Below are 19,311 nucleotides of genomic sequence, written 5' to 3'. Positions count from 1 at the left end.
TCACTCCCAGCCGGGGAAGGGATCGGCCATGCGCGCCCAGCCCATCGGACCTTGCGCCATCTCGGCATCGGTCAGCAGGCAGGCTTCCAGTTTAGCCGTCAATGCGGCCTGATCCATGTCCATGCCGATGAGCACCAGTTCCTGGCGGGCATCGCCGACGTTGTCATCCCATTGTTCGAGGATGAAATCGATGGACTCCTGATCCTGCGGCCACTTCTCGCGCGGCACGGCGGCCCACCATTTGCCGGCCAGCCCGTGGCGGCAGACGGCACCGGCCTGTGACCACGAACCTGCATGTGCAGGGCGGGTGGCAAGCCAGAAGAAACCCTTTGAGCGCACCACGCCCGGCCATTCGCTGTTGACCAGATCGTGGAAGCGCTGCGGATGCATGGGCCGGCGCGCGCGCCAGGCGAAGCTGGTGATGCCGTACTGTTCGGTCTCCGGGACGTGCTCGCCACGCAGTTCCTGCAGCCAGCCGGGGGCCTGGCTGGCTTGTTCGAAATCGAACAGGCCGGTGTTGAGGACCTGGTCCAGCGCGACCTTGCCAAACTCCGATGTGACGATGCGCGCACGCGGATTGAGCTTGTGCAGGATGGCGTGCAGGCGCTCCAGATCAAGCGGCGAGACCAGGTCCAGCTTGTTGAGCACGATCACGTCGCAGAACTCGATCTGCTCGATCAGCAGGTCGACCACGGTACGGCTGTCTTCCTCTCCCATCGATTCGCCACGCTCCTGCAGGCTGTCCTGGGAGCTGTAGTCCTTCAGGAAATTGAAGGCGTCCACCACCGTGACCATGGTGTCCAGTCGCGCCACATCGGCCAGGCTGGCCCCCTCTTCATCGGTAAAAGTAAAGGTCTCAGCCACCGGCAACGGTTCGGAAATGCCGGTCGATTCGATCACCAGCTGGTCGAAACGGCGCTCGCGGGCCAGCTTGCGCACTTCCATCAGCAGGTCTTCGCGCAGGGTGCAGCAGATGCAGCCATTGCTCATTTCCACCAGTTTTTCTTCCGTTCGCGACAGATCCGCACCGCCATCACGCACCAGCGCGGCATCGATGTTGACTTCCGACATGTCATTGACGATGACCGCCACGCGCCGGCCTTCGCGGTTGTGCAGGATGTGGTTGAGCAGGGTGGTCTTGCCGGCACCGAGGAAACCGGAGAGCACCGTCACGGGAAGCCGGCGGTCGCCGGGCTGGCGTTGGAGGGAGGTCATGGCGAGTGTGAAATCAGCTTAAGAGTGGAGGAGCAATCGATGCCATCAGCGAAACTGATGACAGATTTTTCGAGAGAAATGCAACTGAGTTGCGAATATCTCATAAATGCAACCGTGTTGCAAATAGTGGGTGCGGTGTCCACGCTTGTCACGCTTCTGAAAGAGGGGTTGCCAGTAGCCGTCCACGGGTAGGAAAGTCCGGCTTGTGCTAGCATGGCGCCTCGCAACAAGGAGGTTTCATCACATGTCCCAGATCTTCCCGTACAAGGGAAACGCCGTCATCCCGGAGATCAAGAAGCTCGACAACGGCAAATTCATGGCTTGCTTCGTGATTCACGAAGGCAAGGATGGCAGCGGCAAGCTGCGCTACCAGCGCAAGGCGCCCACCAATGAGTTCGATACCGAAGACGAGGCGATTGCCTATATCCTCGATTTTTCGGGCGACTGGATCGACGAAAATCCCATGTGATTCCGCCGCGCGCCGTTACCACGGTGCCGCAGGTCACAGGCAGGAAGAGCCGCACGGAATTTGTTCCGTCGGCTCTTTTTCATTGGGGCTGCGACAAATTGCCACATTCGCAGGGACGGCCGCACGGCCTACAATCGCGAGCCTGTTTCCGTTTCCGGCGCTCCCCGCCCGCAGCCATGACCACCTCCTTCCAGCCCGCCGGCGATGGCACCGCCAACGCCGCCAGCGCGACCGCTCGTACTGGCGATGCCCATCGCTCCGCCTTGCATGCCGTGCTGCTGCGCCTGCATTTCTACATCGGCCTGTTCGTCGGCCCCTTCATCCTGGTGGCGGCGCTGACCGGTACGCTGTACGTGCTGACCCCGCAGATCGAATCGCACCTCTATGCCACCCAGCTCTATCACCAAAGCAGGGGCGAGGCCCGGCCGCTGGCCGAACAGGTGAAGGCCGCGCAGGCCTTCCTGGGGCCGCAGGCGCGGCTGTTCGCAGTGCGCCCGGCCAAGGCGCAGGGATGGAATACCCGCGTCATGTTCACCCAGCCCGGCCTGGGCGACTCGGAAAGCCGGGCCATCTTCGTTGATCCGGTCAGCCTGCAGGTCAAGGGCGACCTCATCGTCTATGGCACCAGCGGCGTGCTGCCTTTGCGTACCACGCTGGATTACCTGCACCGCAACCTGATGCTGGGCGACGTCGGCCGCAACTACAGCGAACTGGCCGCGTCCTGGCTGTGGCTGGGGGCCTTGGGCGGGGTGTGGCTGTGGTGGCGCGCTCGCCAGCGCCGCGCTGGCAGTACGTTGCGCGCGCCGCGTCCCATGAACGCGCGCCGGCTGCATGCCCTCGTAGGGCTGTGGATCGTGTTGGGGCTGGTGTTTTTCTCGGCTACCGGCCTGACCTGGTCACGCTGGGCCGGTGAGCGCGTGAGCCAGATGCGCACGCAGCTGGGCTGGATCACGCCCTCGGTCTCGACGCAATTGCAGGCCGGTGTCCCGGCCATGTCCATGGGCGAACACGCCGATCACATGGGCGCACATGGCATGCAGATGCCCATGCCGGAGGCCAGCGATCCGGCCCGTTTCGACATGGTGCAGCAGATCGCCCGCGCTGGCGGCATTGATGCTGCCGAGATCGAGATCCGGCCGCCGCGCGCGGCCCAGCAGGCCTGGGTGGTGCGGGAGGTGGATCGCTCCTGGCCGACCCAGGTCGATACGGTGGCCATCGATGCCGATCGCATGGCCATTACCAGCCGGGCCGATTTCGCTGATTTTCCATTGATCGCCAAGCTGATCCGCTGGGGCGTGGATGCGCACATGGGGGTGCTGTTCGGCGTGGCGAACCAGATCCTGATGGCCCTCTTCGGCGTGGCCCTGACCGGGCTCATCGTGCTGGGCTACGTGATGTGGTGGCGACGCCGCCCGGCGGCGGGCGCCAGCCTGGCGCCGTTGACGCAGGCGGTGATGCGCCTGGCGCCCCTGCAACGCCTGACGCTGGCGGTGCTGGCCCTGCTGCTGGGCTGGAGCCTGCCGCTGATGGGGGCCAGTTTGTTGCTGTTCCTGCTGGTGGATGTGATCCGTTATTCCCGCGCGCGCCGCGCTACGGTCTGATCATTCACTGAGCAGGCCATCGGCGGTCTGCTCGAACCACTCGCTGCCGCGTTGCACGAAGGTCTGTGACGCGGCCAGCGCAAAACTCTTCACATTGGGCTTCCAGCCCAGCCGATGCACCACGATCTGGTGCGCCTCCACCTGCAAGACGTTGAAGGAGTTGCTCTCGCCGCGCCCGCGGGTGGAGGTGGCCGTGCCTGCCTGCACCACCAGCGCCGAGTAACCGGGAATGTGATAGCGCCCGGCGCTGCTCACGGCCGAACTGGTATGCACGTGACCCGCCAGCAGCAGGTCGGCACCGCACAGCGCGAAGGCACGCATGGCCGGCACCGCCTGGCCGACCAAGCCGTGATGTTGCGGGCCCGGTGGCAGGTCGAAGGGATGATGGGTGACGATGATCTTGACCAGGTGATCGCCCACGCCGGCCAGTTCGCGCCGCGCGTGTTCGATCTGTCTGTCGTTCACGCGGCCATCCTGGATGGTCAGGGAACGTGCGGTATTGATGCCGACCACGGCGATTTCCTCGTCCACGTAGCGCGGCTGCAGATCGGCCGTGATATGACGCTTGTACTTGCGCAGCGGCTGCAGCAAGCGCGCCGCCACATTGAAGAGCGGAACGTCATGATTGCCCGGCACCACCAGCTGGGGCTGCGGCAGCGCATTGAGAAACTCCCGGGCCTGCTTGAACTGGATGCTGCGCGCGCGTTGGGTGAGGTCGCCCGAAACGACCACCAGGTCCGGCTTGAGCTCGTGGACCTGGGCGATCAACGGTTCGATGATCTCCGGATCGGTGCGCCCGAAATGCAGGTCCGACAGATGGATGAGGGTACGCATCAGTTTTCCCCCAGCAATTTGTCGAGCAGGCCGGGTTCGCGGGGGGCGGCCGCTTGCGGGGCGGCGAGCTGCGGCACGATCACCATCAATGAGGCCGGACGGATGCGGTAGTGCAACGGAGTCTGCATCAGGTTGACTTCGCCATCGGTGGCCACGCGCATGCGTTTCTTGTGCGTCTCGATATGGATCTCGCTGCAGGTCAGCACATCGAAGTCATGCGCTTCACGCAGGCGGCCGAACAGGGCATGCAGGGCCAGTCGCAGCAGGCCCAGGCGGCCGGTGCGGTGGCACACGTACAGACTCAGCTGGCCGTCGGTGAGGGTAGAGCGCTTGCCGATGTCCAGGCCGCTCATGAGGTACTCGTTGTTGCCGATGAAGACGAAGGGCGTGCGCCGCCAGTGTTCCTTGCCGTCGATGGACAGCCGCACGCGCAGGAAGGGATAGCGCCGCAGCGCGCCCATGGCGGCCCAGGTGAAGGCCAGCCATTTGCCACGGCCCAGGCGTGCTTGCTGCTTTTCACGCTCGCGCACGATGTCGGGATAGAGGCCCAGGCTGGAATTGTTGATGAAGGGCGCACCATTGACCTCACCGCTGTCGACCTGGAGCTTGCGCCCGGTGGCGATGTTGGCGATGGCCTCGTCCAGCGTCAGCGGGATGTTGAGGTCTTTGGCAAAGTGATTCAGCGTGCCCAGCGGCAACACGCCCAGCGCGCTCTCGCAGTGTGGATCGGCCAGCAGGGTCGAGGCCACGGCATTGACGCTGCCATCGCCGCCGCCCACGGCGACCACCGCGATCTTGTCGCGCACGGCATCGCGGGCGGCCTGCAGCATGTCTTCGCCGCTGCGCGCCAGATGCACCACGGCGTGCAGGCCGTGACGGGCGAACTCTTCGGTGATGTGGGCGGCCAGTTCCTCGGCGTGGCCGCCACCGGCACGGGCGTTGATGGCAGCCACTACGTCAGGGCGGCGTGCTGCGTCGGGGTGGCCATGGCTGGCGGGCAATTCCTGGGTCGTGTCTTGTTCTGTCATCCGCAGGCGAGTAAGAAGGTGGTTTCAGAGCCCGTTGGAGCGCGGCTGCGCGTAATAGTGCCGCTGCCATGTGAAAACCACGGTCGTCCACAGCGCGAACCAGGCCGTGCCCAGCAGCATCGCACCCACTACGTCGCTCAGGAAATGCGCGCCCAGGTAGACCCGGCTGAAAGCGGTCAGCGCCACCAGCAGCAGGGCTGCGCCGATGACGGCGGCCTGCACGCCGCGCTCGCCGGTCTTCAGGCGCGCACCGATGGCGGCGGTCACCCCCGGCTGGTTGAGCAGGTAGGCGGCCAGCATGGCGTAGAGCAAGGTGGCGCCGATCGTGTGTCCGCTGGGAAAGCTGTAGCTGTGCAGCACCAGGATGGGATCGTCAAAGCTGGGACGCAGGCGCGCGAAGATGTGCTTGAGCGTGAAATTGCACAGCATGCCGCCGGGCAGCACCAGCAGCAGGTCGGTAACCCAGGCCCAACGCTGCTTGCGGACCATGTGCCACAGCAGCAGTGCGCCCATGACCAGCACGCCGATGGTGCCATGCAGATGCGTATAGCCGAGTACCAGTTCGGTGAGCGGCGAGAAGGCATGCTGGTTGAACCAGTCCGCCAGTTGCTGATCCAGACGCGTGAGCGCGCCCTTGCTGCTGACTTCGTAGGCGATCAGCGCGAACAGCATGACCGTGGCCAGCGCGGCCATCAGGCCTTTGGTGAGCGGCAGTCCGAGGTGGTGGTCGCGTGCCATGCGGGCGCGCAGGAAACGCTGGAGGGAGGGAGAGGTAGAAGAGTGTCGTTCTGTCATCCGGCCATTCTAACCTCAGCCCCCCGTGCCCCGGCAAGGGGCTGGAGGGTACCGGTCTGGTCAGGCGCAGGGATCGTTGCCCAGCGCGATGGCACGCAGGGCAGGCAGGTCGCACAGTTCGACGTCGCGATGGTTGACCTCGATGACGCCGGTTTTCTTGAAATTGGTCAGCAGCCGGCTCACGGATTCCACGGCCAGGCCCAGGTAGTTGCCGATTTCCTCGCGCGTCATGCGCAGCTGGAAGCGGGTCGAGGAATAGCCCCGGCTGGCGTAGCGCGAGGACAGGTTGAGCATGAACGCCGCCATCTTCTGCTGCGCGGTCATGCTGCCCAAGGTCAGCATGACGCGTTGCTCGCGCGAAATTTCCAGGCTCATCATGCGATGGAACTGGCGCAGCAGCGTGGGCATGTCGCGGAACAATTCTTCCAGGCGCGTAAACGGAATCTCGCAGACTTCGCTGTCTTCCAGTGCCACGGCTTCGCACAGGTGGTGGCCGGCGCCGATGGCATCCATGCCCAGCAATTCGCCGGCCATCTGGAAACCGGTGATCTGCTGGCCGCCATTGGTATTGCCCTGGAAGGTCTTGAAATGGCCCAGGCGGATGGCGTAGAGCATGTCGAACTTGTCGTTGAGGCGGTACAGGCTTTCATCGCGCTTGACCTTGCGGCGGCGGTTGATGACCTGTTCCAGCCGCTGCATGTCGCCCTGGTCCAGCCCCATCGGCAGGCACAGCTGGTGCATGCTGCAGGCCGAGCAGCTGGCGCGCAAGGCGTGCAGGGTGAGCGGAGGCGGCGAATGAATGGGCGTGTGGGCAGGTAAGCTGGACATAAGCGTTGGATTTTCCTCTATGTTGTGGCGGCGTCGGCTGGCCAGGTCTTGGCGTGATGATATGTGATGCGCCACATTGTCATGCAGCTGCGCAGCTATTTTTCCCGTACTTTTACCACAGTTCTTGCCTGCAAAACGCATACGCAGGGGGAGCAATCAAAACTTTCATCGGAGCAAGGGGAAACTTGCTTTTCGGTTACGTCACCCTGTTTGCGCTTGGCGGGCCGGGCTATTTCACCAGTTTCAGGACCGCCCGGAACTGCGGATGCGCGCTGTGCTGCAGCCATTCGTAGGCCACCATTTCCAGTGTGACCGGGATGGCGCCAGCGGCGCGCAGGCGCTCGAAGGCGGCATCGCGGTCCAGCGGGCGGCGCGAGCCGCAGGCCCCCAGCAGGGGCAGCACCGTGTAGCCCTGTCGCAGCAGGGAAAGCGCAGTCTGCAGCACGCAGATGTGGGCTTCGCAACCGGCGACGATGAGCTGCCGTACGGCCGGTGGTATGACCGGCAGCAGGCCGTCCGCGCAGGCATCGAAATGCTGCTTGGAGAGCGTCTTGTCGCACAGGCGGGCAATATCCGGATGGTTGTGGCCGAGCTTGTCCGGCATCTGTTCGGTGGCGATGACCGGCACCCCGAGCAGGCCGGCAATGGCGGCCATGCGCACGGTCTGCGCCAGCACCGCCTGGCCCTCGTGGATGGCGGGCAAGAGTTTTTCCTGGGGATCGATCACCAGCAGTGCGGATTGATGAGCCTGGATCAGCATGGAAGTCCTGTCATGTGGGCTTGGCAGAAATTGAAGGTCTTGTGTCATTGACGCCAAGCGGGTGGGAATCCGACAATTTTTCCATCATTGACCCTTCGGAGCAAATCCATGCGCGCCTCCTTGTCCGCCGATTCCCATGGCGGTAGCCGCAATGCCGCCATCCTGGCCTTGTGCCAGGGCCTGTTCACCTGCGCCATCTCGATCGACCTGACCCTGACCGCGCTGACCGGGTGGCAACTGGCCCCCGACAAGGCGCTGGCGACCTTGCCGTTCGCCCTCATCACGGTGGCCGGTGCCGTGGTGACCTGGTTTGCGGCGTTCTTGATCCAGCGCCTGGGTCGCCGCTGGTCGTTCGTGCTGGGGGCGGCCAGTTGCTGTGTCGGCGGGCTGATCTCGGTGTGGTCGGTCTGGCATGGGCAGTTCTGGTTCTTCTGCGTCGGCACGGCGCTGGTCGGTGTATTTCAGGCGTTTGCGCAGTATTACCGGCTGGCGGCCGCCGATGCGGTCGCCGAAGCGGCCAAGAGCCGTGCCATTTCCACCGTGCTGGCCGGGGGCGTCATCGCGGCCCTGGTCGGCCCGGCCCTGGCGGCCTGGAGCAAGGATTGGTTCCCGGCGGCACTGTTTGCCGGGGCCTATCTGGTGGTGGCGCTCATGGGGCTGTTGTCGGTGCTGGTACTGGTGCTGTTCTATCGGGATCAGGCCGAACCGGCAGCCGTTGCGCAGTCGCAATCTGACCTCGCCCCCGCGCGCCCGCTATCGGCCATTGCACGTACGCCGGTCTTCATGGCCTCGGTTGTCAACAACGTGGCCGGCTCCATGGTGATGATGTTCATCATGACGGCCGCACCCCTGGCGGCGGTGGCCTGCCATCACGGCATCGATGATGGTGCGGCCATCATTCAGTGGCACCTGATGGGCATGTACGCTCCCTCCTTCTTTGCCGGACGCCTGATCCAGCGCTTCGGCCTGGGACCGGTGCTGCTGGCAGGGCTGGGCATGAACCTCGGCTGCGCCGTCATCGCCATGCTCTCGACCACGCTGCCCGCTTTCTACGTTGCCTTGCTGCTGCTGGGCGTGGGCTGGAATTTCATGTTCGTCGGTGGCACTACCTTGCTGGCGCAGTCCTATACCCCATCGGAACGCGCCAAGACTCAGGGGCTGGCCGAGTTGATGCGCTATGCCGCGACGGCGCTGGCCACGCTGGGTGCCGGTCCCTTGCTGGCCCGCTTCGGCTGGGAAACGCTCAATGCGGCCATCCTGCCGGTGCTGCTGGTGTCGGCGCTGGTCACGCTGCGCTGGATGTGGGCCCAGCGTACTGCGCGCACGGCGCTGGTGACGGGCCTGCGCTAACATCGGAGCATGATTCCAATGAACCCCGTCCTTTCCGCGCAGGCCGTACAGGCCCCGCGCAATGTGGTGCTGCTGGCTTATGGCGGCATGAACCTGCTGGATCTTGCCGGCCCGATGCAGGTGCTGGCGACCACCAACCGCCTGCAAGGCGGTGAAGTCTATCGCCTGCATGTGGCCTCGGCAGAGGGCGGCGCGGTGACCACCAGCGCCGGCCTGCCGGTGTTGACGCAAGCGCTGTCTGCGCTGGACGCGCTGCTGCGCGCTGAGGAACTGCACACCTTGATTTCGCCCGGCGGCAGCGTGGGGGACAGCTTCCGCATCGATCCCGCCCTGGTCGCGTGGATCCGCGCGGCCGCGCCGCTGGCCCGGCGCGTCTGTTCGGTCTGCACCGGTGCTTTCCACCTCGCAGAGGCGGGCGTGCTGGACGGCTTGCGGGTGACGACGCACTGGGATTCGGCCGAAGATTTGCAGCAGCGTTATCCCGCACTGGACGTGGATGGCGAGCCCATCTACATCCGCCAGGGCCGCATCTGGACCTCGGCGGGCGTCACCGCCGGTATCGACCTGACACTGGCGCTGGTGGAACAGGATCTGGGGCACGCCGCTGCGATTGCGACGGCCCGCCAGCTGGTGATGTTCATCAAGCGTCCGGGCGGACAATCGCAATTCAGCACGCCGCTGGCTTCACAGGCCACCGGGGCGGGCCGGTTTGCCGAGCTGCATGCCTGGATCGCCGGCAATCTGGAAGCGGATCTGCGGGTCGAGAACCTGGCCCGCCAGGCCAACATGAGTCCGCGTACCTTCGCGCGGCTGTATGTGGCCGAGACCGGCCGCACGCCGGCGCGCACGGTCGAGCTGATGCGGCTGGAGGCGGCGCGCCGGGCGCTGGAAGAAACCCGGCTGCCGCTCAAGCGCATTGCCAGCCAGTCCGGCTACGGGGAAGAACAGAACCTGCGGCGGGTCTTCCTGCGCCAGCTGGGGGTGAGCCCGGGGCAATACCGCGAGCGCTTCGCGGCCCAGTGATCTACTGCCCCACACCGCGCAGGAAACGTTCCTGGTGGTGTCGGACTCCCTCGCGGATGCGCTCCCAGGTGCGTACAGGGAAGTCGTCCGGCAGTTCGCCTTCGGCCACCGCCAGGGCATGCTCGGCGCCTTGCACTAGCGCCAGCATCGCCTGCCACACTGGTTCACCGCCGTGCTGCAAGGCCAACTGCCGCCAGTGGCGGGCTTCGATGGTATGGAAGTGGCGATGCGGATTGCGTCCGCGCAGCAGCATGGCAGGACCGGCCTGCCGGGCGCGGAACTGGTTCGGCCCTTTGCCGAAGTAGGGCCACATCGACAGCACGTCATACAGCGGCGTCATCTCGTAACGGCCGCCCGCATGCAGGTGCAGCGAGAAATTCTTGGCATGGCCGTCGGTGGCCGCCAGCAGGAAGAAGGCCATTTGCGCCAGCAGGAAATACGTCTTGTCGCCGCCCTGGCTGCTGGCATTGAGCAGGCCCAGGCACTGGTTCAGGCCGGGACCGCCCTGGCTTTCATACTTCATCGTCGGTGGCAGGCCGAAGGCCTGGCAGAAATCCTCCTGCGGCAGGCGGGCGATCCAGCCCTCCTTCATCCCGACGCGGTCGAAACGCTCCACCGCCAGCACCGTATGACGCCCGAAATGTTCCACCCGCGCCGGGGCCACCGGCAGACCCATCGCTGCCAGGATGCGGGAGCACAGCCATTCGTTGTAGACCGAGTCGCCCGCATCGACCCGCTGCATCACGCCGCCGATCAGGCCCAGCGGCAGCTTGATGATGTGGGTGGTCGGCGTGGCGCCCAGAGGACGGCACCACTTGCCGCGATGCCAGGTCAGAGCGGTCTTTTCCTGTGCACCTGCGATCGAGATGCGCAGCGCATCTTCCTGGGCGCTGGCCGGGGGCGAAGACAAGGGCAGGGCATACAGCAGTTGTTCGAGCATCGCCTCATCCAGACGCTCGCAGTGGATGCTGCGCCAGCCTTGCGGTTCCTGGTCCGGTGGCAGCAGTTGCAGCGCGCCGACGCAGTCGCGTCCCAGGGCCTGCAACAGGTCGAAGACATCGGTGGAGGGCAGGCGATAACGTTGCCGCAGCCGTTCGCGGATATCGGCGTTGTCCGGGAGCAGGTTGTCGAAATAGTTGCGCACGCTGTCGCCGCGCAGCTCGCCCGAGGCGGTCAGCGGCAGGGACAGCGACAAGGGACGGAAATGCGACGAGCGCACCCACGTGGGCGCATAGCGGAAGCGATGCACCTGGCGTTCCACGCTCCAGGTACCGACCAGCTCACCGTTCATCCAGGCATGCAGCATTACCAGGAGCCCTGTTTGCGTGAGGGGATGTAGACAGCTCCCGCTTCCCCGGCCGCATGGAGCGGCTTGTCTGCCGCGTGGACATGCAGCTTGAGACCGGCCCCCAGTGTCGACAGGAGCAACAGCATCTGCTCCACGCTGACGGCACCCGGATTGGCTTCGATCTCGGCAATGCGCGCCTGGCTGATGCCGATGCGCTCGCCCAGTTGCGCCTGGGTCATGTGCCGCTGCTTGCGCAAGGCACGCAGATGCTCGCGCAACTGGATGGAGAGGCTGATGGGAAAATCGTTGGCCATGGAGCTTTCCTCAAGACAAGGATGCAGCCGCAACGGTGCGCATGGCGGATGGCCAGGCTGCGCGGCTGTTGAGGAAAATATAGGGCAAGACCGATAAAATTACAATATAAGAAATGTCTTGTTTTTCGTATTTATCGTTTTAATCCTATAAATCGACATTATCAGCTTTGGCTTGTATTCATGTCTGCGTCGGGTCGCCTGGGGCCAAGACCGTCAATGCCGCCAGCGAATCCAGCCACCACGACAGGGCCGGGCCAGCCGGATGGTCCGGTTTGTAAACGCACTGGATCGGCAGTTCCGCTCCTTGCGGCGGATGGTGGATGGTGCTGATGCTGACCAGCCGGCCGCTGTCCAGGTCATGCTTGACCACGTGCAGCGGCATGTTGCCCCAGCCCATGCCGGCACGCAGCAGGGCGTGCTTGGTGCCGAGATCACTCATGCGCCAGGTCAGCCGCGAGTGCACCGAGAAATCCTGACGCGCGGTGAGTTCGCTGCGATCCGACAGCACCAGCTGGGTTTGCTGCTGCAGGAGTTTTTCGGAAATCCTCCCTTTCACCTTGGCCAGCGGATGGTCGGGTGCCACCACGGCCACCAGCTGCACGCTGGGCAGCGTGATGCGCAGCAGGTTGGGCGGTGTGGTCGGCAGTGTCCCCAAGATGCCCAGCATGGAGCGTCCGTCAATGACGCGCTCGGCCACCGCCCCCAGTGCTTCCACCTCCAGTCGTACGGTCACCGCCGGGAAGGCGACGCGAAAGCGCTGCAGGAGGTCCACCAGACAATCGGTAGGAAAGAACACATCCACCGCCAGCGAGACCTCCAGCTCCTGCCCGCGGGCATAGGAATTGGCCCGCACTTGCAGCGAATCCACGTGATCCAGCACCTGGCGGGCATCGGCCAGCAGGGCCACGCCGGGGCTGGTCAGCTTTGGCCGGTAGCCGCTGCGGTCGAACAGCAGCACGCCCAGCTGGTCTTCCAGCGTGGCGATGGCATAGCTGACGGCCGACTGCGCCCGCGACAGCTTGCGCGCGGCGGCCAGGAAGCTGCCGCTGTCGGCCACCTGCACGAAAACCCGCAACTGATCCAGTGACAGACGCTCAATATTCATAGGGCCCTCGAGCTACGATGAAGTGACGAAGTGCTAACTATATCTAAAATTTAGATCATGATTATAAAAAGATAATCAGTTTTAGCCGAAGGCGAACTTGCCTATTCTGTCGTCACTGGCTGCAGCGAATGCATCACCGGGCAGAGCACAGCGCGAGAGCCGGTCAGAGATTGGCGTCAGGCAATAACAAGATTCAAGGCAACACGGCATCACAATTCAAACATCGTCGTTCACCCAACATCAGAGAGGCTTACCATGATTACCAACTTCACCACTTTCCGTATTGGCCGCGTCCTGCTGGCTTCCTTGTTCGTCATTTCGGGCATATTCAAGATCGTCGGCTTTGCCGGCACGGTCGGCTACTTCGGCAGCCTGGGCCTGCCGGTACCGACCCTGGCCGTGCTGGTCACCATCCTGGTCGAAGTCGGCGGCGGCTTGCTGCTGATGACCGGCCGTGGCGTGCGTCCGGTGTCGCTGGTGATTGCGCTCTTCACCGTCGGCGCAACCCTGTCGGCCCATCATTTCTGGACGCTCGAAGGCGCTGCCGCCCAAGGCCAGATGATTCACTTCCTCAAGAACGTGGCCCTGATCGGTGCACTGCTGCTGGTGTCCTCGATCGACCCGCAAGCCCAGCCGGAAGAAAGCCGTTGAGCCTGATGTCCGCCCGTTCCAACCATCGACCATGATTCACCGGCCCGCACCCACGACGTGCGGGCCTCTTCAGGAGAGACAAGCATGAGCACCCCCTACACCCGTCAAATCGAACGCCTGGTCAACGGCATCCCTACCCAGGATGGTGCCGGCGTGAGCCTCACCCGCGTGCTGACCCACGACCTGCAGCGCCGCCTGGACCCGTTCCTGATGCTGGATGCCTTCCACTCGGACGAGCCCAGCGATTACCTGGCCGGTTTCCCCGACCACCCGCACCGCGGCTTCGAAACCGTGACCTACATGCTGGCCGGCCGCATGCGCCACCGCGACAATGCCGGTAACGAAGGCTTGCTGGAACCGGGCGGCATGCAATGGATGACGGCCGGCCGTGGCCTGGTGCACTCGGAGTTGCCGGAACAGGAAAACGGCCTCATGAGCGGCTTCCAGCTGTGGGTGAACCTGGCGGGCAAGGACAAGATGACCGATCCCGGCTACCAGGACATCCCCTCGACAGGCATCCCCGAGACCGAGCCGCAAGCGGGCGTGAAGGTCCGCGTCTTGGCCGGGACCGCCTTTGGCGTGGCTGGCGCCATCAGCCGCGAGACCACCGAGCCGTTGTATCTGGACCTGAAGCTGGAAGCCGGCGTGACGCTGGACCTGCCGATCCCGGCCACGCACAATGCCTTCCTCTACGTGTATGCAGGCAAGCTGGCCGTAGGTGCGGCAGGCAGCGAGACCCGTGCCGCAGAGGCCGGTCGCATGGCGGTGCTGTCCAACGTGGCGGGCGCCGCCGGTGTGACGGTGCGGGCAGAGCAGGGCAGCCGCTTCCTGCTGATTGCCGGCAAGCCCTTGAATGAGCCGATTGCCCAGTGGGGCCCGTTCGTGATGAATACTCGCGAACAGGTGGAAGCCGCCATCGACGATTTCCGTGCCGGTCGTTTCTGAACCCTTGATTCATCCGAACCCCAGCAGGCGGGCAGCCAGGTGCGCCCGCCGCCACAGGAGAGCACCATGAGCAACATTCTTCACCAGATCCACGGCCTGACCCGCGACATCGGTTTCCCGGTCCGGCGCCTGCTGCCGGCGGCGGCTGCGCGCACGGTCGGTCCCTTCGTCTTTTTCGATCATATGGGGCCGGTTGAATTCGATGCCGGCACCACCGAAGGCGATGTCCGCCCGCATCCCCACATCGGCCTGGCCACCGTGACTTACCTGTTCTCGGGCGCCATGATGCACCGTGACAGCCTGGGCGTGGTCCAGCGCATCACCCCGGGCGCGGTCAACTGGATGGCTTCGGGACGCGGCATTGTCCATTCGGAGCGTATCCCCGACGATATTCGCGAGCAGAAAGTGCCGGTGCATGGCCTGCAGATGTGGGTGGCCCTGCCGGCCGAGCAGGAAGACAGCGACCCGCTGTTCCGTCATTACGCCTCGGAGGACATGCCTGAGGCGCAAGTGGGCGGCGCCCGTCTGCACGTGTTGGCGGGTTCGGCGTTCGGCGTGAGTTCGCCGGTGGCCACGGCCAGCCCGACGCTGTATGTGGCGGGCAGCACCACGCAAGGGGCCGAGCTGGAGATTGCCGCCGACGTACAGGAACGCGCGGTCTACGTGGTCCGTGGTGACGTGACGCTGGACGGCGAGCGCATGGAGCCGGGCACGTTGGCCATTCTGGCCCCGGGTGCGGCAGTTGCGCTCAAGGCCGTGGGAGAAACGGTCTTCATGATCCTGGGCGGCGCACCGCTGGATGGTCCGCGCTTCGTGTGGTGGAATTTCGTGGCGACCTCGCGCGAGAAGATCGAAGCGGCCAAGCTGGCGTGGAATGGCCGTGACAAGAACGTATTCCCGGATATTCCCGGTGAGACTGAATGGATTCCGCTGCCGGCGCATTGATACGCCGTGATCCAAAAAGAAAACTGTCTGTCGCCCTGGCTGCGACAGGCAGTTTTTTGTCCGATCAAAGGTAGGCCGGATTGACGGTCAGGATATCCTTCGCACACGCCAAGGCTGCTTCGCATTGCGATTGCACGACGCTCGCCACGCGCTGCGTCATGCGCGGGTCTCCTCCCTGCGCCAGCACTTCGTGGCAGATGTCCGGCAATTTTTTCAGGCTGAGCGTGGCCAGCTCCTTGAGCGCATTGACGACCAGCCTCGGTGCAAGGGCGCACTCATGCGCCATCAAGGCCCAGTCGAAAGCACGAATGGTGCGCGGATCAAAATTGTCGCCCACCGCCATCGCCAGTTGGTCGGCCACCTGAGCGTCAATGAGCGCCAATCCCGACACCATGTCATAAGCTGGCGCCAGGACCAGCCGATTGGCATCGCTGAAGAAACTCAGGTTTTTGGCGTGCGCATCGGTATTGCCGATCAATACCTGGAAGATGAGCCAGCGCAGGAAGCCAAGCTTGGCGGGGCCGGTCGAGTGCATCAGGTCACGGTCACCAAGCAAGCGGAAGAAGCGTTTGAGTGAGGCGCCATCGCGTATCTCCTTGACGTCATCGCCATCGCCAAAGGGGCGTTCGTATTTGAAGTCGACCGGAAGTCCCAGGGCCTGACAGCCGTCTATGCATTGTCGGCGCAAGACTTGCGCGCCGTCGGCCTGCGCTGCTTGCATGTCCCCCCGGACGGGGACACGATCAAATCGCTCAACCACCAGTACCGGCTCCGGTACGTGCGCCAGTCTCACTGCAGCCGCCCTGACGCCCACCGCGTCTGCCAGCAGCATGCACATCAGTTCGTTGGTGGTCATGCCCGCGAGCTGCCGGCTGACCGGCTCCGGCTTGAGGATGTGGGTGGAGGACTGTTGCAGCGTTTCCGGCAGAAACCACGCATCGCCCTGCTGGAGGACGGCCAGTTTGTCCTGATAACCGGCGATGGACAGCCTGACCCGGCCATCCCATACCGTGAAAGGATGCTCTGGCCGGGCCCGGATGCGCTGCGAGAGTTCCTCCGATGACAGCCGCCTGGCTTGCCGCTCGTCCTTGTCGTGGGGCGTAACGGCGTTGGCGCTGAAGACCAGCGCGCCCGCCGACTCGCGGCCGAGTGCATGCAGCAGACCCGCCAGGTTCGCCTTGGAGAGATGGTAAGTGGCCACAGCGTCGTCCAGCGCCTTTCCTTCCGGAAGCAGGTTCTGGAAGAAATTGCGCACCTCCATGCTGTGACGTTCCCTGCTTTCTGCCTCGGGACGAATCAAGGGAAGGGCCGGTGACAGGGCATGGCCGGATTGCGTCCAGTCATCGTCGTAGCGCAAGGAAAACAGGTTCTCATCGGTGTGGTGCCAAAGCTCGCCGACCCGCACTCCACCCATCCAGATGTTGAGGAACATGCTCATCGATGCCACGCCGGGAACAAGCGCGGGAGTTCTTTCTCCGCAGTGTGTCGTTCCTCTGCCGAGACCGAGAAGAACGAAACGCCCAGGCAATCCGCCACATCAAGCATCTTGCCGATGCTTACCGTCGGCTTGCCCGATTCAATGTCACTCAGGGTTTGGATGGACACGTCCGCCAGTGCGCAAACGTCGGCAATTCGCATCCCGGCTGCTTTACGCGCGGCCCGGATGGCAGCGCCGAAACCTGCTGCTTCGTTGATTTTTCCAAAATATTCTGGCTTTGCCATATGCCCTCCGTATTCTGCTATAGAAGAATATCAGATTTCTCAATGGCTGAATTCACTCAATATTCTATCAAAATAGAATTTTTCATTGCGGGGAAACGTATTTCGGGAAGGTGAGTGATAAATTCTGCTATGGCAGAATAATTTGCACCGATTTTGAAGGATAAGGCATGCAAGATGATCGAATTGCTACCGACCACCTGAAAACAAAACCGCCTGCGGCATTCCAGCGACAGGCGGTTTGTGATCGGCCGTTGCAGCCGTTCATGCGCTGACCGATCAGATCAGCCCGATGATGCGACCCATCTCGGTGATGTAGGGGCTGTCTTTGAGCACCTGGTTTTCCAGGCTGTCGGCGGCTCGGCGCAGGGAGTGCCAGGTATCGCCGACCTGTCCCGCATGCGGCTGCGGTTCGCTCAGGTGCTGGCGCAGACGGGCGATGTCTTCGCGCAGCTGGTCGGCTTCGGTGCTGCCAGCGGGCAGTTTCTGCAATTCCGCCTCGAACTGGCCGACCATGTCCAGCAGGCGCTGGTGGTCGAACGCTGGGGTTTGCATGGGCTCGCTCATGGATTCTCCTTCGGTGATGGACCGGCTCCATCATAGGCGCATCGCGCCCGGGCCGGCAAAAAAAGCACCGGGTTTTTGCCCGGCATCAAGTTCTGCTATTTGGGTTCGGCCACGGGGCACAAGTTCCGGCAGCGCCGTGCACAGGCCATGCTTTGTTACACTGGCGGCTGTTTTTGCACGGCGCTTCCTGTGCCGCGCTCGCTGATCCCTGATTCATGACCATACACGACGACATTCCCGCTTTCATCACCTGGACCACCGGTGCCACTTCACAGCAACTGCGCTGGCATTCCGAGGCCGGCAATCCGCCCCCCAAGCGCGTCGTCGAGGCGGACGACCAGATGGCCGCCGATGCCGCCTACAAGTTGGCCTGTGAGGGTACCGGCCTGCTCTGGCGCGGCGACTTCCAGAATGCACGCCAGCTGCTGCAAGCCCTGGGCCGACGTGTGGACCGCGCCCGCGAGCGCGCCCAGGCCAAAAGCAAATCCAAAGCGGCCACCGCCGAGAGCCCGGCGCAAGCCTTCCATCATCACCGCCAGATGCAGGCGCAGCGCGCGCGCATCCTGGGCATGCTGCTCATTCCGGTCGATCCAAGCTTCGTGGTGCCGCTGCGCCGAGCGCCCGACGTGCAGGCCGCCTGCCGCGAAGCCTATACGCCGACGCTGCAGGGCACATCCTTTGCGGTCTCGCTGCGCGAGCTGCAGGGGCTGATCGGTGCGCATGAGTGGCGCAAGAAGGGCGTGGAGATCGGCGCGCTGGGTAGCCGCATCCATCCGTGGTATGGCGTCTTCTCGCCGGTGCGTGGCGAGTACGTGGACCTGGTGGCCAAGGCCCCGCTGCCCTCGACCGAACTGGCCTTCGATATCGGCGTGGGCAGTGGCGTGCTCTCCGCTGTGCTGGCCCGGCGCGGCGTGCGCAAGATCATCGCCACCGACATGGACCCGCGCGCGCTGGACTGCGCACGCGAGAACCTGCAAGGGCTGGGGGTCTTGCCGCAGGTCGAATTGCAGGAGGCCGATCTGTTCCCGGCAGGCCGCGCGCCGCTGATCGTCTGCAATCCGCCCTGGCTGCCGGCGCGTCCCAGTTCACCGATCGAACATGCGGTCTACGATCCGGACAGCCGCATGCTGCTGGGCTTCCTGAAGGGACTGTCCGATCACCTGACCCCGCAGGGCGAAGGCTGGCTGATCCTCTCCGACTTCGCCGAACACTTGGGTTTGCGCGCCCCCGGCATGCTGGCCGAGGCGATTGCCCAGGCCGGGTTGGAAGTGGTGGCACGGCACGACATCAAGCCGCGCCACGGCAAGGCAGTCGATCGCGATGATCCGCTGCATGCGGCGCGCAGCAAGGAAACCACCAGCCTGTATCGCCTGCGCGCCCGCGCCTGAACGCACCTCATGCCAGCAAGGAGACACCATCCATGAACATGATCCGATGCCTGCCGCTGCTGTTGGGTGCGCTGCTCCTGCCGGCCACGGCCCAGGTCACCACCCGCGATCTGGGCGGTCATTACGGTCCGCAGCAGGGCGTACCCGTTCCGGTGCCGGTCCCTGTTCCGGTACCGGATGCGCTGAACCGCAACCCGCAACTGAGCGAACCCATCACTACCTCCGGCAACAGCTGCGCCTGCCAGGTAGCCGAGACCAGCGGCAGCGCCTGCATGATCTTCCTGCGCACCAATGCGGCCGACTGGATCGCCCGCAATGCGCCGCAGACGCCGTTGCGCTCGTCGGCCAGCGGACGTTACTACGATGCCTCCTTCGCGCTCGCGGCCAGCGCCTGCGCGGCACGCAAGGTGACACCCGGCAGTGTGAAGGTACATTGGCTGGATCGCCGCAATGCGATCCTGGAATGGAAATAGGGCGCTGATTCGC

The 19,311-nt window shown here is 64.1% G+C and carries 21 protein-coding genes; 9 read left to right on the top strand and 12 right to left on the bottom strand.

Annotated elements, in window-relative coordinates:
* On the bottom strand, window positions 1–1,215 hold the full coding sequence (zigA, locus tag E2K99_RS13520) for a zinc metallochaperone GTPase ZigA (protein ID WP_134222555.1): 1,215 nt from the start codon (window positions 1,213–1,215) through the stop codon (window positions 1–3).
* 244 nt (window positions 1,216–1,459) lie between these two features.
* Between zigA and E2K99_RS13515 the strand changes: the two genes are divergently transcribed.
* The gene (locus E2K99_RS13515) at window positions 1,460–1,684 is read left to right on the top strand and encodes a hypothetical protein (protein WP_034331366.1); all 225 of its coding nucleotides are present in this window, start codon (window positions 1,460–1,462) and stop codon (window positions 1,682–1,684) included.
* A 176-nt stretch (window positions 1,685–1,860) separates the two neighbouring features.
* Window positions 1,861–3,285, top strand: coding sequence for a PepSY-associated TM helix domain-containing protein (locus tag E2K99_RS13510; protein ID WP_134222554.1), 1,425 nt, complete (start codon window positions 1,861–1,863; stop codon window positions 3,283–3,285).
* Here E2K99_RS13510 and E2K99_RS13505 read toward each other — a convergent pair whose 3' ends face one another.
* The 5 genes from E2K99_RS13505 to E2K99_RS13485 form a co-directional block, all read right to left on the bottom strand.
* Window positions 3,286–4,119, bottom strand: a complete 834-nt coding sequence (locus tag E2K99_RS13505; protein WP_134222553.1) for a metallophosphoesterase family protein — start codon at window positions 4,117–4,119, stop codon at window positions 3,286–3,288.
* Window positions 4,119–5,147, bottom strand: a complete 1,029-nt coding sequence (locus tag E2K99_RS13500) for a diacylglycerol/lipid kinase family protein (RefSeq protein WP_134222552.1) — start codon at window positions 5,145–5,147, stop codon at window positions 4,119–4,121. The genes E2K99_RS13505 and E2K99_RS13500 overlap by 1 nt, the downstream gene beginning before the upstream one ends.
* 24 nt (window positions 5,148–5,171) lie before the next feature.
* Window positions 5,172–5,942 carry a phosphatase PAP2 family protein gene (locus E2K99_RS13495; protein ID WP_134222551.1) on the bottom strand — a complete coding sequence of 257 codons (771 nt, stop codon included), beginning with the start codon at window positions 5,940–5,942 and terminating at the stop codon, window positions 5,172–5,174.
* Window positions 5,943–6,002: 60 nt separating this feature from the next.
* A complete protein-coding gene (gene fnr / locus E2K99_RS13490; protein WP_121045643.1) occupies window positions 6,003–6,770 on the bottom strand; it encodes a fumarate/nitrate reduction transcriptional regulator Fnr in 768 nt (255 codons plus the stop codon).
* A 229-nt stretch (window positions 6,771–6,999) separates the two neighbouring features.
* Complete coding sequence (locus E2K99_RS13485) at window positions 7,000–7,530, bottom strand: isochorismatase family protein (protein ID WP_134222550.1); 531 nt, start codon at window positions 7,528–7,530, stop codon at window positions 7,000–7,002.
* A 108-nt stretch (window positions 7,531–7,638) separates the two neighbouring features.
* Here E2K99_RS13485 and E2K99_RS13480 point away from each other — a divergent pair, with 108 nt between their 5' ends.
* Entirely contained in the window at window positions 7,639–8,880 is a 1,242-nt protein-coding gene (locus E2K99_RS13480) for an MFS transporter (protein ID WP_134222549.1), read from the top strand.
* 18 nt (window positions 8,881–8,898) lie between these two features.
* Entirely contained in the window at window positions 8,899–9,903 is a 1,005-nt protein-coding gene (locus E2K99_RS13475) for a GlxA family transcriptional regulator (protein WP_134222548.1), read from the top strand.
* Between the two features lies 1 nt (window position 9,904).
* Here the strand turns inward: E2K99_RS13475 and E2K99_RS13470 are convergent, their stop codons facing one another.
* From E2K99_RS13470 to E2K99_RS13460, 3 genes are all read right to left on the bottom strand, one after another.
* Window positions 9,905–11,215, bottom strand: a complete 1,311-nt coding sequence (locus E2K99_RS13470; RefSeq protein ID WP_134222547.1) for a type II toxin-antitoxin system HipA family toxin — start codon at window positions 11,213–11,215, stop codon at window positions 9,905–9,907.
* Window positions 11,209–11,505, bottom strand: coding sequence for a helix-turn-helix transcriptional regulator (locus E2K99_RS13465; protein ID WP_134222546.1), 297 nt, complete (start codon window positions 11,503–11,505; stop codon window positions 11,209–11,211). The genes E2K99_RS13470 and E2K99_RS13465 overlap by 7 nt, the downstream gene beginning before the upstream one ends.
* 178 nt (window positions 11,506–11,683) lie before the next feature.
* Complete coding sequence (locus tag E2K99_RS13460) at window positions 11,684–12,610, bottom strand: LysR family transcriptional regulator (RefSeq protein WP_134222545.1); 927 nt, start codon at window positions 12,608–12,610, stop codon at window positions 11,684–11,686.
* 255 nt (window positions 12,611–12,865) lie between these two features.
* On the opposite strand from E2K99_RS13460, the gene E2K99_RS13455 reads away from it, so the two are divergent.
* The 3 genes from E2K99_RS13455 (at window position 12,866) to E2K99_RS13445 (ending at window position 15,151) form a co-directional block, all read left to right on the top strand.
* Window positions 12,866–13,261, top strand: a complete 396-nt coding sequence (locus tag E2K99_RS13455; protein ID WP_121045636.1) for a DoxX family protein — start codon at window positions 12,866–12,868, stop codon at window positions 13,259–13,261.
* An 84-nt stretch (window positions 13,262–13,345) separates the two neighbouring features.
* Entirely contained in the window at window positions 13,346–14,206 is an 861-nt protein-coding gene (locus E2K99_RS13450) for a pirin family protein (RefSeq protein WP_134222544.1), read from the top strand.
* 66 nt (window positions 14,207–14,272) lie between these two features.
* Window positions 14,273–15,151 (top strand): pirin family protein, encoded by an 879-nt coding sequence (locus E2K99_RS13445; RefSeq protein WP_134222543.1) that lies wholly within the window; start codon window positions 14,273–14,275, stop codon window positions 15,149–15,151.
* A 64-nt stretch (window positions 15,152–15,215) separates the two neighbouring features.
* Here the strand turns inward: E2K99_RS13445 and E2K99_RS13440 are convergent, their stop codons facing one another.
* From E2K99_RS13440 to E2K99_RS13430, 3 genes are all read right to left on the bottom strand, one after another.
* The gene (locus E2K99_RS13440) at window positions 15,216–16,589 is read right to left on the bottom strand and encodes a HipA domain-containing protein (protein WP_134222542.1); all 1,374 of its coding nucleotides are present in this window, start codon (window positions 16,587–16,589) and stop codon (window positions 15,216–15,218) included.
* On the bottom strand, window positions 16,586–16,873 hold the full coding sequence (locus tag E2K99_RS13435; RefSeq protein WP_121045632.1) for a helix-turn-helix domain-containing protein: 288 nt from the start codon (window positions 16,871–16,873) through the stop codon (window positions 16,586–16,588). Before E2K99_RS13435 ends, E2K99_RS13440 begins: the two co-directional genes overlap by 4 nt.
* A gap of 276 nt (window positions 16,874–17,149) precedes the next feature.
* Window positions 17,150–17,437, bottom strand: a complete 288-nt coding sequence (locus E2K99_RS13430) for a hypothetical protein (RefSeq protein ID WP_034335895.1) — start codon at window positions 17,435–17,437, stop codon at window positions 17,150–17,152.
* Between the two features lie 215 nt (window positions 17,438–17,652).
* Between E2K99_RS13430 and E2K99_RS13425 the strand changes: the two genes are divergently transcribed.
* Complete coding sequence (locus E2K99_RS13425; RefSeq protein WP_134222541.1) at window positions 17,653–18,825, top strand: 50S ribosomal protein L11 methyltransferase; 1,173 nt, start codon at window positions 17,653–17,655, stop codon at window positions 18,823–18,825.
* 32 nt (window positions 18,826–18,857) lie between these two features.
* Window positions 18,858–19,298, top strand: a complete 441-nt coding sequence (locus E2K99_RS13420; protein WP_134222540.1) for a hypothetical protein — start codon at window positions 18,858–18,860, stop codon at window positions 19,296–19,298.
* Window positions 19,299–19,311 lie beyond the last annotated feature (13 nt).

Source organism: Herbaspirillum huttiense (assembly GCF_004367745.1).
Classification (GTDB): domain Bacteria; phylum Pseudomonadota; class Gammaproteobacteria; order Burkholderiales; family Burkholderiaceae_D; genus Herbaspirillum; species Herbaspirillum huttiense.
The sequence above is the reverse complement of the archived record's forward strand: the minus strand, read 5'-3'. Positions and strand labels throughout refer to the sequence as shown.